A 12,322-nucleotide genomic window follows, 5' to 3' on the forward strand; every position below is an offset into this window, starting at 1 on the left:
TTTTTCAGCAGGGGTTGGCTAGAATTTATTGATTATTCATCGGTTCATTAAGCCAAACCCAGTCGTTAGCTAACATATCTGTTTGTGATGCTAGCCAACCAACAACCATTGTTCCATCAGAGGCTTTCATATCAATATGACCAGCAATGGTAACAGGAGCTTCAAACCCACACTTGTCATAAAAACTATTAGGCTCTAGGTTTTCAACTATCCTTCCAGGAGTAAGAATTAACCACATGCCTTTTCCGTTCCATCCTTTACGCGCAACGCGATAGCCTTTCTTTAAAAGCTCAAGCGCTTCACCAAAGGTAAGCTTTTCTGTATCAAGTGATGTTTGATTCATTGTAGAAGTCCTCGTAACTTAAAATAAAAAGCTCAAGCCAATGCTAGAGTCTGTAAACCTTATTAATTCATGCGCTACTGATGCACTAACGGGGCGCGAACCCGACCTGCGTCATGCCGTTATCTTTTCAAGATCGGCCACCTTTCGCTGACTGCGTTGCAATGCGAACTCTCTTTTGCGGTTACACCTGTGAGAAATCAGGCGGCTTAGTAATGGTCCTCGCCATTACCACGCAAACCAATCAGCGCTACTTCATGATCAATCCCCTCTTGAAAGACAATCTCTAAGCTCAGTTTTTTAGCTAACGCATACTCCGCTTTGGCACCGTCAGAACTAGCCCAGTTGTCGAGCAAATAGATTCGGTCGCAACACATCAACATCGGCAAACAAATCGACATGTATTCGGGCTCGGTTAAACCTTCAGGCAAAGTTGCTGGATTTAACACCACATGCCCAAGCGCCCGTTGAACATCGGCAGCCAAATGAAACTCAGGGCGATTGCGATCAATCAACCCAGACATAGGGCCAGCGATATAAACCTTTTTGCGCAAAGAGACACGAGCCATAAATACACCAAATAAAAAGGGCTCCAAACGGAGCCCTTTGAGCGGGAGAGAGTGCGACCTAGAAACGAAGCTTTACCAAGCGTATACAAATGTACTCGATTTTAAGGGCCTTGAAAGCGCCAAAAGTGTCGCTAAAAGCGACAAAAGTGTCGCTGACAAATTTGTAAAGGTGTGATAAGTGAAAACTTAATCACATGACTTTTATTGGTTTACTTATCACTTAACTGATTTGAGTGATAAAAGCATTTAGCCTGAATTTATATTTTACTTATCACTTAACTGATTTAGCTATTTACAGCGGTAGGCAACACGAACCATGAGAACCATATTCCCAACGCCAAGAAAATGGTCATCACGTAAAAATTCAGATAAGGGGAAACTGGATGATCTGAAGATCAAAAAACGATCTGACAAAGTTGTTATATTCGGTGGCAAAAATGACGATCAAAAATCACTAAACACTAACTTAATAAAATTAATATAAATCAAAATGATAGGTTAATATTTTGTTGCTTAAAATTCTTTGTGTTTTAGGTGGCTCATAAAACAACAACCAACCACCCCAAAATTCTCATATGTAGTGAAGCACTGCGCGTCACTGCCCCCGCAGTGAAGGCGCCCGGAAGGACCCGCGATGATAACAGGTCGCATCTAGCCGCGATGGCAATCGTTATCACTTGGGATGAGTCACAGCCAACCGCTCGACGAGGCTGATGGTTTACAAGCAAACAGCTCATCGCGATAGTACTTGAGTTCTACTATCGACTCTCGAATATCAGCAAGAGCTTCATGCTGATACTGCTTAGCCTCAACAGCCTTACGCTCTACCTCAGGCGCCCAAGCTCTGGCTGCGAGCCCTAGAGCCGATATGTCTAACTGTCTGTAATGCATATACTCATGAAGCTCAGGCATTTGGCACATGATAAACGAACGATCAAACATGATTGAGTTACCCGCAAACACCACACCAGTCTTAGCTTTGCGATCATGCTTAGGTATTCCTAGTGCTTTCAGGTGTTCGATAACCATCTGCTCAGCCTGTACTAAGGATACTGATGAGGCACGAACAGCATCTAATAACCCACTCTTGGTATGCACATCAAGCGCCCACTCATGTGACCTTGCAATGCTCTCATCGTCTTGATGTATAACAATGTGCAGTGCTTCACCTACTTGGTTTAACTCAGTGTCAGTCACGATGAAAGCCACCTCAAAGATAGGGTAATACTCCATGCCAAGCTGCCCATTGTCTAAGCGGCCGTTAAGCCCACCCGTTTCGAGATCACCAAATATAAAATACATGCTCATCTTACTAACCTCTGCTCACTAAATATTTATCTAAAAGAAGCCTTTGAACTTGAGCTAACTTACTGTCAAAGTCATCGATTTTTATTGATAGACAGCGGCTATTCTCCGATCCTGTTGGCACTCCTAAATCTAACCAAGCCTTTCTAGCATCATTGAATAAAGAGACCACCTTGTGCTTATCAGCAATTGAGAATGTTAGTTCGTGATACAACCACATTAATTTTTTATTCTCGACTAGCTCGCGAATGCGTTTAAGCATTTGCTGCTTGCCAATTTTACATGTAATTTGATGACGTTCTGCAATATGAATATCAACGGCAAACTTCATGAAATCATTGTCATTGTTAATGACTCCATAAGTACCACCAACATATCGTTCCAAAACACCGCTAGCAGTTTTCTTTATCTGCAACTGCCATATTTTTTGCATCAAATCATCATCATTTATCTTCAACATACTCACCTCACTTTGCTAATTGGATTTCTGCTCGTCTAAGCCAGTAGATATAAGACTTCTTGCTGTCGAACCCCATCAATGCCCACTGGCCTTTGCACACGTAACAGGTGCGGATTGCGCGCTTGCAGTCACTGGATAACACATTGATGATTAAATCAAACTGTGCCACATGCTTAGGTACATCAGGCTCATGAACAACTGAACAGCCATACACTTGGACCTCACCGAACTTATCGCAGGCACTACGAGTGGCGAAGCCCTTACCGAGTTCTTGGAACGCCCAATAACGCCCCCAGGCATTGAGCCCAGCACGAAGGGCTTTCATGTTAATAACCTGCTCTTGCGCATCACATACTCGCATTAGCCACCTCCGTGATCTGGTCTATCGATAAATGAAATACATCATCCACAATTGAGCGAAGGTGGTTATAAGGCACGTTACTCTTGCCATTCTCCCAACGCTGATACGTTCGGCGGCTTATCCCGTAAAACTCAGCCACCTCATCCTGAGAAAGCCCCTTAATCGCCCTACCTGTTTTTAGAATTTGTGAAGCTGGATGACTCATAAAACCACCTTAATTTGTGCCATTGCATACTCTTGTAAGGCTGATGCAACGATCATCACAGCCACCCACTCACACCAAGGGTTTGAACACTCCCAACATCCACAGGCGATCTAGGGATTATCTCGGGCGCAACCTCACTAAAACCGAGCGAAATTAAATGAGCGTGATATGCATCAAGCGCACTCAACATGCCCTTATCCAACGTCGAATGAACATAGGTACGCAAAAGCACAGGCAGGGCATGATTAAGCAACCGCTCACCGACCATAGTATCGACACCCATATCCTGAATAATCGTGCGGCAAAGCTTACGCAGATCATGCGAGGTAAACTCCTTAAACCGAATCGTCTCACTCCAATAATGCGCAGTGCGCTGGCTAATAGCGCCAACATCACCCGCAAACAAAAACGCCCGCTTACCCACATTTTTAAGCTGCCACTGCAAATAATGCTGGATCAGCGCCTTAGCCGTAGGCGTTAACGGTAGCCGGTGCTCTTGGCGGTTCTTGGCGTTCGCCGCAGGAATAAACCAATACTCACCCGCAAAATGCTCCCATCGTGCCAAACGGGTTTCACCAATGCGGGTACCGAACATCAGCATCAGCATAAACAGCATCGCAACAGGCATCAGCGCATCACGCAAAGCGATAAACAACGGGCCTAAGTCAGACTCCATCAAGCGCGTATCAGGCTTAGGTGATATGGTTAAACTCATCGTCACTCGATACCCCATCAACGGATTAAGTAATAACAACCTAAAATCAGCAGCCAAACTCAAGGCCCGCTTAAGCACATTCACACACAAACGAATGTAATGCGGGGCATAACCCTCATTCAGCATCACCTTCACCAACGCACTATCGACCAGCAAAAACGACAACTCAGCCAAGGCCAGATCACCCAATTTAGGCAGCAGCTGCTTACTCATAATCGACTTACAGTTATCGCGCCAGCTCTGGCTTAAGGTCGTATTACCCTCCAAATGATTGCGATACCAAACCAGCAAATCAGTCACAGTCGCAAACTCACCGCGCAACACATCAGCGCCCGCACTGCGCTTAGCCAACATCACAGGTAAATCCGCTAAAAACGTCTTAATGCACATACTCGGCCACACGCCTTGCTTCTTCCAAACCGTTTTATCGCCCTCATTGATCACCAAATGCACACTCGCCTTAGACCTATCAGCCGTTGCCCGTAAACGCAGCTCAGGAAACTGTGGATCACGAAAATCCCGCGTCAAACCGCCACGTAACCAACGGCGCAGCGATGCCTCGTTCAACTTACCCACCTCAACCCCGCTCGCTGGCTTAACCATAATCACGCCTCCAACCGATATTCAAACGTATGCCTAGTGCCGTCACGCAGCCGCTTACAGCGCTTATCCAGCGGCATATCCCTAAAACGCGCACTTAACGCAGTTTCGCTATCAAACTTACCAAAGCGGGTTAAACACTCCTGCTGGATTTCAAACAAGGTCCAATAACGATTACCCGTGATGATCTTCTGCAACCGTTGCAACTGAGTTAATGGTTTAGTTGACATAATTAAGCCCCCTTGCCGCGAAAACTCGGCCAATCAAACTTAACGGCCACAGTAGCCGCATCAAGCAGACGCTCATAAGCCCGCTCACCCAACACCTTTTGCAACTCAGCAGTATCCAGATTAGTGATAAACCCTGTCGATTTAAGGCCGTATAAGCGCTTATCGATGATCCGCGTTAACCACAGCATTTCGTCAACACTGCCGCGCTGTAATCCAATCTCATCGATGATCAACAGCTCAGGCCGCATAAATTCAGCAATCAAACGTTCCTCACTCAGTGAACGGTCGTTATAGCTCTCACGTACCCGAGCAAATAAATCCATCACACTCAACAACACAACAGAGTGATGCCTTGCCATCAACGCATTGGCGATCGCCGCAGCCAAATGGTTTTTCCCCGTGCCAGGCGTACCGATAAACAAAAAACCCTTACCCACCGCCGACAACTCAACAAACTTCTCCACAAACCGCTTAGCAACATCAAGCGCCTTACGCTGATCAGCACGTTCAACCTTATAATTTTCAAAGGAACAACTTAAAAAATGCGCATTTAGGCCACTCTTGCCAAACAAAGCGTTATTCAAACGACTACGATGCTCATTCGACTTAATAACCTCATCACGGCGTTGTAACTCGCGGATTTTTTGACGATGAACCTCAGGCGGATCAGGCTGAATATGCTTAGGTGCCCCTAATCTTTTTAATAACTTACTCACTTCGCTGCTCATATCCATCATCGTCACAGCTCCGTATTAAAAAAGTCGCCAATCGAATCAAAACGTCCGCCAGTCTCACTGTGCACCGCAATACCCAAATGCGCACAGGCAGCCTTAGGCAACGGTGTTAGCCAATGGCGTTCGCGGATAAACTTGGTAATACCCAACACAAACTGGCCGTTAGCACTAAAGCCCCAACTCGGTTCAACAGCCGCAGCGTTCTTCAGCCACTCAACCGCCAACACACAATCTTGGTCAGTCAGCTTTTCAGACTTCCACGCTTTCCACGCAGCAGCATCCGAACCGCCTTTGCGGTGGGCTGGATATGCTTTGAAAAACGCATTGAAAACCGACTTAGCACTCGTTGTAGGACAAGAGTCTTTTAAAGGATCAATGATAGATTCAAGATTGATAGATTCTGGGTGAACCTGATTCACTAGGGGTAGTGAATCAGGTTCACTAGCTGGTGAATTTGATTCACTAGGGGGTAGTGAACTAGATTCACCCGATGAACTTAATTCACTCACTGTTTTTAACTGTGGAAAGCTAAAATTAATATGAAAAATATTAGTCGAATTGCCCTTTTCTCCTGCGCGATACTCACGCCGTAAAAATCCATCTTCCTCAAGCTTTTTGACATGAGCCATCACACTGCGACGAGTGATTTCACACTGTTCAGCAATAGATTTATAACTCGGCCAGCACTCGCCCTGATCATTCGCGTTATCCGCCAATTTAATCAGCACCAGCTTACGCAGTGGATTACCTACCTTGGCCTTCATCGCCTTAACCATCAATTCCATGCTCATAAGCCACCACCAAGCATAAAATTGACGAAATCCCCATGTATACGTAACATGTAATCGCCTCTCTTTAGGTATTAAGCCCGCATCCGGTCGCCAAACTTTAGCGGGCTTTCTTAAACTTCAACCTTCGAACTATCAAACCGATAACCCGCAGCGAACATACGCGCAGCAACACCCTCAGCACTCGTAGTCGGTGCCGAACGAATCACATTAGCCATCAATGCAATCTCTTGATTACGCTCAATGCGTTCAAACTCAGCATCTTCTTCAGGTGTATGAGGAATATCAGCACACTTATCAGTTAACTGATTTAACGCATTCCAATTAGGGAACTTTGGTTTAGCACCCACATCAGGAATAGCGGCTTTATCACTCGCGCACTTATCAGTTAACTGATTTGATTTAACCGTTACATGAATAACAGGATCGTGTGCTTTCATCGTTTAGTTCTCCGCTGTTCACGTTCAAAATCATCACGGCAATCGGCATCACAAAACACCACACCATCAACCGGAGCCTCACACCAATGGCACACGCCAGTAACGGCTCTAGGCGCAGGCAAATCACGCTTAGCCAATGCAATATTCAAATGCAAATCGGCCAGCTTATTCGCATCATCAACGTTATCCGACATCAGCCCACCTGCTCGCTTTTGCGCAACTCAATAGAAGATGATTTATCAGCACAACCAGAACGCGCCAAAAACGGATGAGCCAACTCAAGCGCAGCAATACTGCCATTAGTCGTCGCAGCAGACTCTTTAAGCTCGCGATGTGCCTTCAGCAAATCCTCACGTTTTGGAGCATCAGCCAAATGGATTACCGCAATTTGTGCCTCGGAGTTTTCTTTTGTCAGCTGCGCCGCCATATCAGCCACATGCAACACATGCCCATCAGTTACCTGATCAGCAATCACAGTCACACCAGCACAGCCAAACACATCATTCAAATACTGCACCCGCAAATGTTCAGGTAACGCCGCCACTAACGCCTGTTCAACATGAAACAAGCGCTCAGCTTGTGGATGTTGCCCTTCATACTGCCCCAACCAACGGAACAGCTTTTGCGCATTAACCCGGGCATCGTTGTGCACATCTTGAGTGCGCGCAAAGCTAATGCCCTCAGCTGCCAGCACTTCACTAAGCCCAAGGCGATCAACCGCCTCAACAACATCCATCGCCAGCGCAAAGCGCGTCATTTTTGGTAACTCTAAAACCCGATGGATCGTCTTCATCAACAAACTCAAACGTCCAATGTTCATATGTGAATTGGTTTTCATGCTAATAACCCTCTGTTTGCTAATCTAAGCCTAAGCACTAGGCCGCTTGGATGGGATGAGTCAACTGCAACGCAGTCGCCTTAAGCTGACCATCCGTTAAACGCTCAATTTGAAAAGCGCGAAGCTCAGGAACGTCATCACCCCATTGGCTAATAGCTGACTTAGATACGTTCAACGCTTTCGCCAGTTTTAACTTGTTACCAAAGTGCGAAATTGCATCTTTCGTTTTCATCAATTAACTCCGACAAGTGACTTTAGTTGAGGTTAAGAAAACTCAACCATTTTGTCAACAAAAGAAAAGGTAACTTAACCAATGTTAAGTTAAGATAGCTTTACTATGATGAATGAACGCATGAAACAAAGACGCAAAGAGCTAGGTTTAACTCAGCCTGCTGTTGCGAAATCAATTGGCTTAACTAAAGCTACGGTTTCACTTTGGGAATCAGGATCAACTTCCCCTAAAGGTGAGAATTTGCACGCCTTAGCTAAGGTGCTTAATTGCACGCCTGAATATCTTCTTTATGGGGAAACAGCAAAAAAACCTGAGTCAAATGCTGAATGGGCGGGTGGATTTGAAACATGGGACAGTAGTACCCCCTTAGGTGATGATGAAGTGGAGATACCCTTTTACATGGAGGTAGAACTTGCCGCAGGTGCAGGAATAGCAGAAGCAGGTGAATACTTTGGCCCCAAGCTACGGTTTGCCAAATCAACCCTTAGGGGGCAAGGAGTCAGCGCACCTGATGCCGTATGCGTAAAAGTGGCAGGCAACAGCATGGAACCCGTATTACCCCACGGTTCAACCGTTGGAGTAGACACCTCTAAAGTTGATATTATCGACGGCAAAATGTACGCCATTAACCACGACGGCATGTTGCGCGTAAAAATGCTTTATAAATTACCAGGTGGCGGCATTCGCCTACGCAGCTACAACACCGAAGAATGGAAAGATGAAAATATCAGTTTTGAACAACTGAAAAACATCAAGATCATCGGTAAAGTATTTTGGTATTCAGTGTTAATTTAAATGGAAAAATAATGGATTATAGAAGCCTACTTCGCCAAAGCATTCTTAGTAAATATGCAATTTCAGGTTTAGTTATATATGCTATATGGGTTTGTTTTTGGCTGATGTATGCCAACATTTTGCTACCAGATGTAGAGTTTCTTGATACACACTTCCCAAGCAGGTTAAAACCGTCAGACTTTTCTGTTTCATACGCTGCTTCAGCCTTCGATAGTTTAGTTTTTTTTGGTCTTGTAGGTTCTGTATTAACACTTTTGACCACGCGTAGTCCGAAAGATGAGAAGCTGTCTACTAAAGTAGACTACATTTTCCCTGGTTCTGATTCGGACGATAAATTAAGTGGTTACCTTCAAAAATGTATCTCGTCATTAGCATGCATGAGCCCTTTAACAAACCGTACAATCACATTCCAGCATCACCATCTCTTCCATAATGAAGAAAAATTCGCTATAAAAATGTACACAAAAACCAATGCATTAATAAAAAATATTCATAATAATCATGAATATGTTCTTGATGATGCAATTTTCAAGGCTCAAGCTGATCTGATTGATGGCATAGATGTTTTAGGTGAAATTCATGATTTGGCGATCATCAAAAAGTTCAGTGGTTTGGAGCTGCCAGACAAAGAGCAGATATTGAAAGGTTCACATACCTTAACTAACGATGCAAATGAGTTTGAACAGCGCTACCGAATGCAATTAATGCCTAATGAAACTATCCAATTTATGACCAGTGGTTGGATGTGGCAATGCAGTGACAATGTGATGACTTATACAGCAGCAAGATACACAAAAAAACAGCAATTAGATTTTTTTAATGAGCTTAATTTTGATCTTAAACTTGAAATATCATCCCCTGAGAAAGGTGCCGTTGACATCACCATCCATCCAGGAGAAAAAGCAACTGAGATCTTTGATGCACTAATGCCAGGTGGAAAGATTACAGTTAAAATTAAAACTAGTTATGTTGACATCACTGCCGGTGATAACCTAAACTAAAATTAGTTTCAAAAGCCACATTTACCACTTCTACATGGAACGTTAGAAAGGAGGACTATATGTTTAAAGGCGATTACACAGGACCATAGAGGTCTTTTTTTGTCACTATCATTTATTAAATAAAACCCGCTTATGCGGGTTTTTATTTATCTATTCATTTCATCTAATCCTGCCAATTAACCACTTTACCATCACGAACATAAGCATAGCGGTGGCCATACATTCCAACCCTGAATATCCATTGTTCAGGGCTATATGCTGAACGATTGATATCTTGAGGGCTTCCCCAGCTTTGCCTTAGTGCCTCAACGCTCATGCCAACTTCAACCTTGCCAGCCTTGATCAATGTATTTTCCCAATCACTGAATTGGCTTTCATCATAAGCGCGCGGATCAACTTTTTGATGATCATTCTTAATCACCACATCAACGGATGACTGTTCAACACCATCAGGACAAGGCATGTCCTGCATCACTAGCTTACCCTCGATTTCACACTTAAAAATCTCAGCAAAAGCAGATTGAGACAAAGAAAGCACAGCAAAAACCGACAACGTGAGCATAAAAAATATTCTGCCAAAAAAGACCATAAACCCTCCTTAGTTCAACATCTTAATTTATATCACCCCTTGCTGTAAAAATCACCAAATCAAAAATAATCAAAAATAAGTCAAGTTTTTTAAACTTTATCACTTGACCATTTAGTCAAGTTATCTTAACTTTATACCTGTACCCACTACCTAGGAACAGGGAAATGATTCTATCAAAAGTTCAAACATCACCTAAGCAACGCACCGAGTTTCGTCTACTGGTTGCTATTCGCTTTGCTTGCCTCATGGCAATCGCCAAGGGCCACACCAACCCAATGGATTGTCCCCGGGTGCAAGCGCGCTGCGCTGAGTTAGCTAAGCACTTTGCTTACAGCCACCCCAGCCCAACGTTTTACAGCCAATACATCGGCCACGCTGGCGAACTCGGCCCCAGCTTTTGCTTGCGCTTCACCGAACCCAATCAAGGCCTGTACGGCACTGTGATGGTTTGGATCAATGAAACCGCCCCAACCAACGTGCACCAACTCAGTTTGAGCAGAGCATAAATGAACGCGGCCATGGAACATTGCAACAAGCAAATCGCTGAATGTGAACAGTTGCGCAGCATCTATCCACAAGAAACCGCCGTCTTAAATCGACTGATCAACGGCTGGCAGCGCACTCAACAACAACTGCAACAGCGAGCACTAAAGCAAGCAGCAGAGCAAGCCACAGCGGAGCAAATAGCATGAACACAGCATTTTTACTCATGGCCCAGTTCAACAAAGTCATCGTGCCACTGGATCAAATCAGTAAGGAATACTTTGCCCTTGAGCCACGCACCGCCCAGAACTACGCCAAAGCAGGCCGTTTGCCCGTCCCTGCATTTCGTGGCGGCGAAGGTAACAAAGCCCCTTGGCTAGTCAACGTCAACGACCTTGCCGCCTACCTCGACAAGCAACGCGACGCAGCAGCAAAAGACCAAGTAAACAACCGCGCAGCGTAAGCAGCGAACAAAAAGAGGGAGTTCACCATGTTCTTCGTATACGGCGTGTCCATGACCATAGCTAAAAAAGAAGCGGCTAAAAAGTGCAGCCTATACGAAGGCGTACACCCAAACCGTCGCGAACTCAGCCCAGCGGAATACCAAGCCAAGCTGGATGAAATGACAAAGGCCAAGTTTGAAAAAATGATGCCACAAAAGCTGTCGCACTCGCTCTCAACGCCTTCGCTTTGCGCGCAATACATTGAGCTAGCAAAAAAACAGGACCAATGCCGTGGACTGCACGTTCGTTACCGCAAACCCACGGGCAAGGTTAACCCCAAGACCAAAAAAGAGATTATCAGCTGGGTGGTCTACAACGGCGAAATAGCCGCGTAACGCAACCCTAAGTGCAGTAAAAACAGAGCAGAGAGCAGCCATGAAAATCATATTCAACAACAAATATTTAGCCATGTTAGCCGCATTTGTAGCCAAGCAAGATGTGCGCTATTACCTCAACGGCTTTCACGTAAAACCGCACCCTGAAAAGGGCGTTATCCTCACCGCCACCGACGGCCATACACTCGTCACCATTCACGATGCTGATGGCATTAGCGACGGCGAATACATCTTCCCAATCAGCAAAGCACTGTTGTCAGCGGCAAATGGAAAGCAAGTTCCATCACACAGAATGCCGACTAAAAACGTGGTGATCATCGACGGCATCGCCATGGTAACGGGGATTAGTGACATTCAAGATTGGTTAAATGACTTTGACGATATCAATGAGCACGCCGTTAGAGATTTAGTTACATACCTAGAGTTTATCAACCCAATAGACGCCCAATATCCTAATGCTGGTCGCTTATTCGAGCGCCTTAATAAACCTAAGTCTGTTAGTCAAATTGCCATAAATCCTGAGCTTTTTAGCCGTCTAACAAAGCTAAAACACAACCAGTTAGCCGGTGCCAATCTTTGTTTTTATGGTTCTGACTCTGCAGCTGTAGCAGTCATGGGTGCCCAACGTGAAATCGTTGTCATGATGATGCCAATGCGTACCGATCCAGCAGACCGCAGCAAACCACCAGAGTTTGTTCATCATTGCGGCCGTCAGCAACCCGCAAAATCGAAACCATCAAACAACACACCAACCACCGCCGCAGAACAACCAAGCGCCGCGTAAGCACGTTATTCACGA

The 12,322-nt window shown here is 45.0% G+C and carries 22 protein-coding genes; 7 read left to right on the forward strand and 15 right to left on the reverse strand.

Going from position 1 to position 12,322, the window contains the following annotated elements; all coding sequences use genetic code 11:
- Nucleotides 1-25: 25 nt before the first annotated feature.
- The 14 genes from L5L97_RS09760 to L5L97_RS09825 form a co-directional block, all read right to left on the reverse strand.
- Entirely contained in the window at nucleotides 26-343 is a 318-nt protein-coding gene (locus L5L97_RS09760) for a DUF2829 domain-containing protein (RefSeq protein ID WP_263181689.1), read from the reverse strand.
- Nucleotides 344-549: 206 nt separating this feature from the next.
- The gene (locus L5L97_RS09765; protein WP_263181690.1) at nucleotides 550-909 is read right to left on the reverse strand and encodes a DUF4406 domain-containing protein; all 360 of its coding nucleotides are present in this window, start codon (nucleotides 907-909) and stop codon (nucleotides 550-552) included.
- Nucleotides 910-1,596: 687 nt separating this feature from the next.
- Nucleotides 1,597-2,217 (reverse strand): oligoribonuclease, encoded by a 621-nt coding sequence (orn, locus tag L5L97_RS09770; RefSeq protein WP_263181691.1) that lies wholly within the window; start codon nucleotides 2,215-2,217, stop codon nucleotides 1,597-1,599.
- A gap of 4 nt (nucleotides 2,218-2,221) precedes the next feature.
- A complete protein-coding gene (locus L5L97_RS09775) occupies nucleotides 2,222-2,674 on the reverse strand; it encodes a hypothetical protein (protein WP_259213803.1) in 453 nt (150 codons plus the stop codon).
- Nucleotides 2,675-2,681: 7 nt separating this feature from the next.
- Nucleotides 2,682-3,035, reverse strand: coding sequence for a hypothetical protein (locus tag L5L97_RS09780; RefSeq protein ID WP_263181692.1), 354 nt, complete (start codon nucleotides 3,033-3,035; stop codon nucleotides 2,682-2,684).
- On the reverse strand, nucleotides 3,022-3,240 hold the full coding sequence (locus L5L97_RS09785; RefSeq protein WP_263181693.1) for a helix-turn-helix domain-containing protein: 219 nt from the start codon (nucleotides 3,238-3,240) through the stop codon (nucleotides 3,022-3,024). The genes L5L97_RS09780 and L5L97_RS09785 overlap by 14 nt, the downstream gene beginning before the upstream one ends.
- 55 nt (nucleotides 3,241-3,295) lie before the next feature.
- Nucleotides 3,296-4,558 (reverse strand): tyrosine-type recombinase/integrase, encoded by a 1,263-nt coding sequence (locus L5L97_RS09790; protein ID WP_263181694.1) that lies wholly within the window; start codon nucleotides 4,556-4,558, stop codon nucleotides 3,296-3,298.
- Between the two features lie 2 nt (nucleotides 4,559-4,560).
- Nucleotides 4,561-4,785 (reverse strand): hypothetical protein, encoded by a 225-nt coding sequence (locus L5L97_RS09795; protein WP_263181695.1) that lies wholly within the window; start codon nucleotides 4,783-4,785, stop codon nucleotides 4,561-4,563.
- Nucleotides 4,786-4,787: 2 nt separating this feature from the next.
- Nucleotides 4,788-5,522, reverse strand: a complete 735-nt coding sequence (locus tag L5L97_RS09800) for an ATP-binding protein (protein WP_263169106.1) — start codon at nucleotides 5,520-5,522, stop codon at nucleotides 4,788-4,790.
- A gap of 2 nt (nucleotides 5,523-5,524) precedes the next feature.
- Nucleotides 5,525-6,310 (reverse strand): helix-turn-helix domain-containing protein, encoded by a 786-nt coding sequence (locus tag L5L97_RS09805; RefSeq protein ID WP_263181696.1) that lies wholly within the window; start codon nucleotides 6,308-6,310, stop codon nucleotides 5,525-5,527.
- 110 nt (nucleotides 6,311-6,420) lie between these two features.
- Nucleotides 6,421-6,747 (reverse strand): hypothetical protein, encoded by a 327-nt coding sequence (locus tag L5L97_RS09810; RefSeq protein WP_263181697.1) that lies wholly within the window; start codon nucleotides 6,745-6,747, stop codon nucleotides 6,421-6,423.
- The gene (locus tag L5L97_RS09815; RefSeq protein ID WP_263181698.1) at nucleotides 6,744-6,941 is read right to left on the reverse strand and encodes a hypothetical protein; all 198 of its coding nucleotides are present in this window, start codon (nucleotides 6,939-6,941) and stop codon (nucleotides 6,744-6,746) included. The genes L5L97_RS09810 and L5L97_RS09815 overlap by 4 nt, the downstream gene beginning before the upstream one ends.
- On the reverse strand, nucleotides 6,941-7,585 hold the full coding sequence (locus tag L5L97_RS09820) for a hypothetical protein (protein ID WP_263181699.1): 645 nt from the start codon (nucleotides 7,583-7,585) through the stop codon (nucleotides 6,941-6,943). The genes L5L97_RS09815 and L5L97_RS09820 overlap by 1 nt, the downstream gene beginning before the upstream one ends.
- Before the next feature lie 37 nt (nucleotides 7,586-7,622).
- Nucleotides 7,623-7,817, reverse strand: coding sequence for a Cro/CI family transcriptional regulator (locus L5L97_RS09825; protein ID WP_263181701.1), 195 nt, complete (start codon nucleotides 7,815-7,817; stop codon nucleotides 7,623-7,625).
- Between the two features lie 105 nt (nucleotides 7,818-7,922).
- On the opposite strand from L5L97_RS09825, the gene L5L97_RS09830 reads away from it, so the two are divergent.
- Nucleotides 7,923-8,612 carry a helix-turn-helix transcriptional regulator gene (locus tag L5L97_RS09830; protein ID WP_263181703.1) on the forward strand — a complete coding sequence of 230 codons (690 nt, stop codon included), beginning with the start codon at nucleotides 7,923-7,925 and terminating at the stop codon, nucleotides 8,610-8,612.
- 11 nt (nucleotides 8,613-8,623) lie between these two features.
- A complete protein-coding gene (locus tag L5L97_RS09835) occupies nucleotides 8,624-9,613 on the forward strand; it encodes a hypothetical protein (protein ID WP_259213824.1) in 990 nt (329 codons plus the stop codon).
- A gap of 163 nt (nucleotides 9,614-9,776) precedes the next feature.
- Here the strand turns inward: L5L97_RS09835 and L5L97_RS09840 are convergent, their stop codons facing one another.
- Nucleotides 9,777-10,202 (reverse strand): hypothetical protein, encoded by a 426-nt coding sequence (locus L5L97_RS09840; protein WP_263181704.1) that lies wholly within the window; start codon nucleotides 10,200-10,202, stop codon nucleotides 9,777-9,779.
- Nucleotides 10,203-10,366: 164 nt separating this feature from the next.
- Between L5L97_RS09840 and L5L97_RS09845 the strand changes: the two genes are divergently transcribed.
- From L5L97_RS09845 to L5L97_RS09865, 5 genes are read left to right on the forward strand one after another with little or no spacing between them, the layout of a single operon-like run.
- Nucleotides 10,367-10,708: a hypothetical protein gene (locus L5L97_RS09845; RefSeq protein ID WP_263181705.1), complete on the forward strand. Its 342-nt coding sequence runs from the start codon at nucleotides 10,367-10,369 to the stop codon at nucleotides 10,706-10,708.
- Between the two features lie 12 nt (nucleotides 10,709-10,720).
- Complete coding sequence (locus L5L97_RS09850; protein ID WP_263181706.1) at nucleotides 10,721-10,894, forward strand: hypothetical protein; 174 nt, start codon at nucleotides 10,721-10,723, stop codon at nucleotides 10,892-10,894.
- Nucleotides 10,891-11,148 carry a pyocin activator PrtN family protein gene (locus L5L97_RS09855; RefSeq protein WP_259213832.1) on the forward strand — a complete coding sequence of 86 codons (258 nt, stop codon included), beginning with the start codon at nucleotides 10,891-10,893 and terminating at the stop codon, nucleotides 11,146-11,148. The genes L5L97_RS09850 and L5L97_RS09855 overlap by 4 nt, the downstream gene beginning before the upstream one ends.
- A 27-nt stretch (nucleotides 11,149-11,175) precedes the next feature.
- Nucleotides 11,176-11,523: a hypothetical protein gene (locus L5L97_RS09860; protein WP_263181708.1), complete on the forward strand. Its 348-nt coding sequence runs from the start codon at nucleotides 11,176-11,178 to the stop codon at nucleotides 11,521-11,523.
- A gap of 40 nt (nucleotides 11,524-11,563) precedes the next feature.
- Nucleotides 11,564-12,307 carry a hypothetical protein gene (locus tag L5L97_RS09865; protein ID WP_263187166.1) on the forward strand — a complete coding sequence of 248 codons (744 nt, stop codon included), beginning with the start codon at nucleotides 11,564-11,566 and terminating at the stop codon, nucleotides 12,305-12,307.
- The last annotated feature ends 15 nt before the right edge of the window (nucleotides 12,308-12,322 follow it).

The sequence above is a fragment of the Shewanella sp. SM71 genome, from assembly GCF_025653905.1.
GTDB lineage: Bacteria > Pseudomonadota > Gammaproteobacteria > Enterobacterales > Shewanellaceae > Shewanella > Shewanella oncorhynchi.

Coding starts and splice junctions, on each gene's coding strand:
- L5L97_RS09760 (WP_263181689.1), bottom strand. CDS start 343: ATGAATCAAACATCACTTGATACAGAAAAGCTTACCTTTGGTGAAGCG.
- L5L97_RS09765 (WP_263181690.1), bottom strand. CDS start 909: ATGGCTCGTGTCTCTTTGCGCAAAAAGGTTTATATCGCTGGCCCTATG.
- orn (WP_263181691.1), bottom strand. CDS start 2,217: ATGAGCATGTATTTTATATTTGGTGATCTCGAAACGGGTGGGCTTAAC.
- L5L97_RS09775 (WP_259213803.1), bottom strand. CDS start 2,674: ATGTTGAAGATAAATGATGATGATTTGATGCAAAAAATATGGCAGTTG.
- L5L97_RS09780 (WP_263181692.1), bottom strand. CDS start 3,035: ATGCGAGTATGTGATGCGCAAGAGCAGGTTATTAACATGAAAGCCCTT.
- L5L97_RS09785 (WP_263181693.1), bottom strand. CDS start 3,240: ATGAGTCATCCAGCTTCACAAATTCTAAAAACAGGTAGGGCGATTAAG.
- L5L97_RS09790 (WP_263181694.1), bottom strand. CDS start 4,558: ATGGTTAAGCCAGCGAGCGGGGTTGAGGTGGGTAAGTTGAACGAGGCA.
- L5L97_RS09795 (WP_263181695.1), bottom strand. CDS start 4,785: ATGTCAACTAAACCATTAACTCAGTTGCAACGGTTGCAGAAGATCATC.
- L5L97_RS09800 (WP_263169106.1), bottom strand. CDS start 5,522: ATGATGGATATGAGCAGCGAAGTGAGTAAGTTATTAAAAAGATTAGGG.
- L5L97_RS09805 (WP_263181696.1), bottom strand. CDS start 6,310: ATGAGCATGGAATTGATGGTTAAGGCGATGAAGGCCAAGGTAGGTAAT.
- L5L97_RS09810 (WP_263181697.1), bottom strand. CDS start 6,747: ATGAAAGCACACGATCCTGTTATTCATGTAACGGTTAAATCAAATCAG.
- L5L97_RS09815 (WP_263181698.1), bottom strand. CDS start 6,941: ATGTCGGATAACGTTGATGATGCGAATAAGCTGGCCGATTTGCATTTG.
- L5L97_RS09820 (WP_263181699.1), bottom strand. CDS start 7,585: ATGAAAACCAATTCACATATGAACATTGGACGTTTGAGTTTGTTGATG.
- L5L97_RS09825 (WP_263181701.1), bottom strand. CDS start 7,817: ATGAAAACGAAAGATGCAATTTCGCACTTTGGTAACAAGTTAAAACTG.
- L5L97_RS09830 (WP_263181703.1), top strand. CDS start 7,923: ATGATGAATGAACGCATGAAACAAAGACGCAAAGAGCTAGGTTTAACT.
- L5L97_RS09835 (WP_259213824.1), top strand. CDS start 8,624: ATGGATTATAGAAGCCTACTTCGCCAAAGCATTCTTAGTAAATATGCA.
- L5L97_RS09840 (WP_263181704.1), bottom strand. CDS start 10,202: ATGGTCTTTTTTGGCAGAATATTTTTTATGCTCACGTTGTCGGTTTTT.
- L5L97_RS09845 (WP_263181705.1), top strand. CDS start 10,367: ATGATTCTATCAAAAGTTCAAACATCACCTAAGCAACGCACCGAGTTT.
- L5L97_RS09850 (WP_263181706.1), top strand. CDS start 10,721: ATGGAACATTGCAACAAGCAAATCGCTGAATGTGAACAGTTGCGCAGC.
- L5L97_RS09855 (WP_259213832.1), top strand. CDS start 10,891: ATGAACACAGCATTTTTACTCATGGCCCAGTTCAACAAAGTCATCGTG.
- L5L97_RS09860 (WP_263181708.1), top strand. CDS start 11,176: ATGTTCTTCGTATACGGCGTGTCCATGACCATAGCTAAAAAAGAAGCG.
- L5L97_RS09865 (WP_263187166.1), top strand. CDS start 11,564: ATGAAAATCATATTCAACAACAAATATTTAGCCATGTTAGCCGCATTT.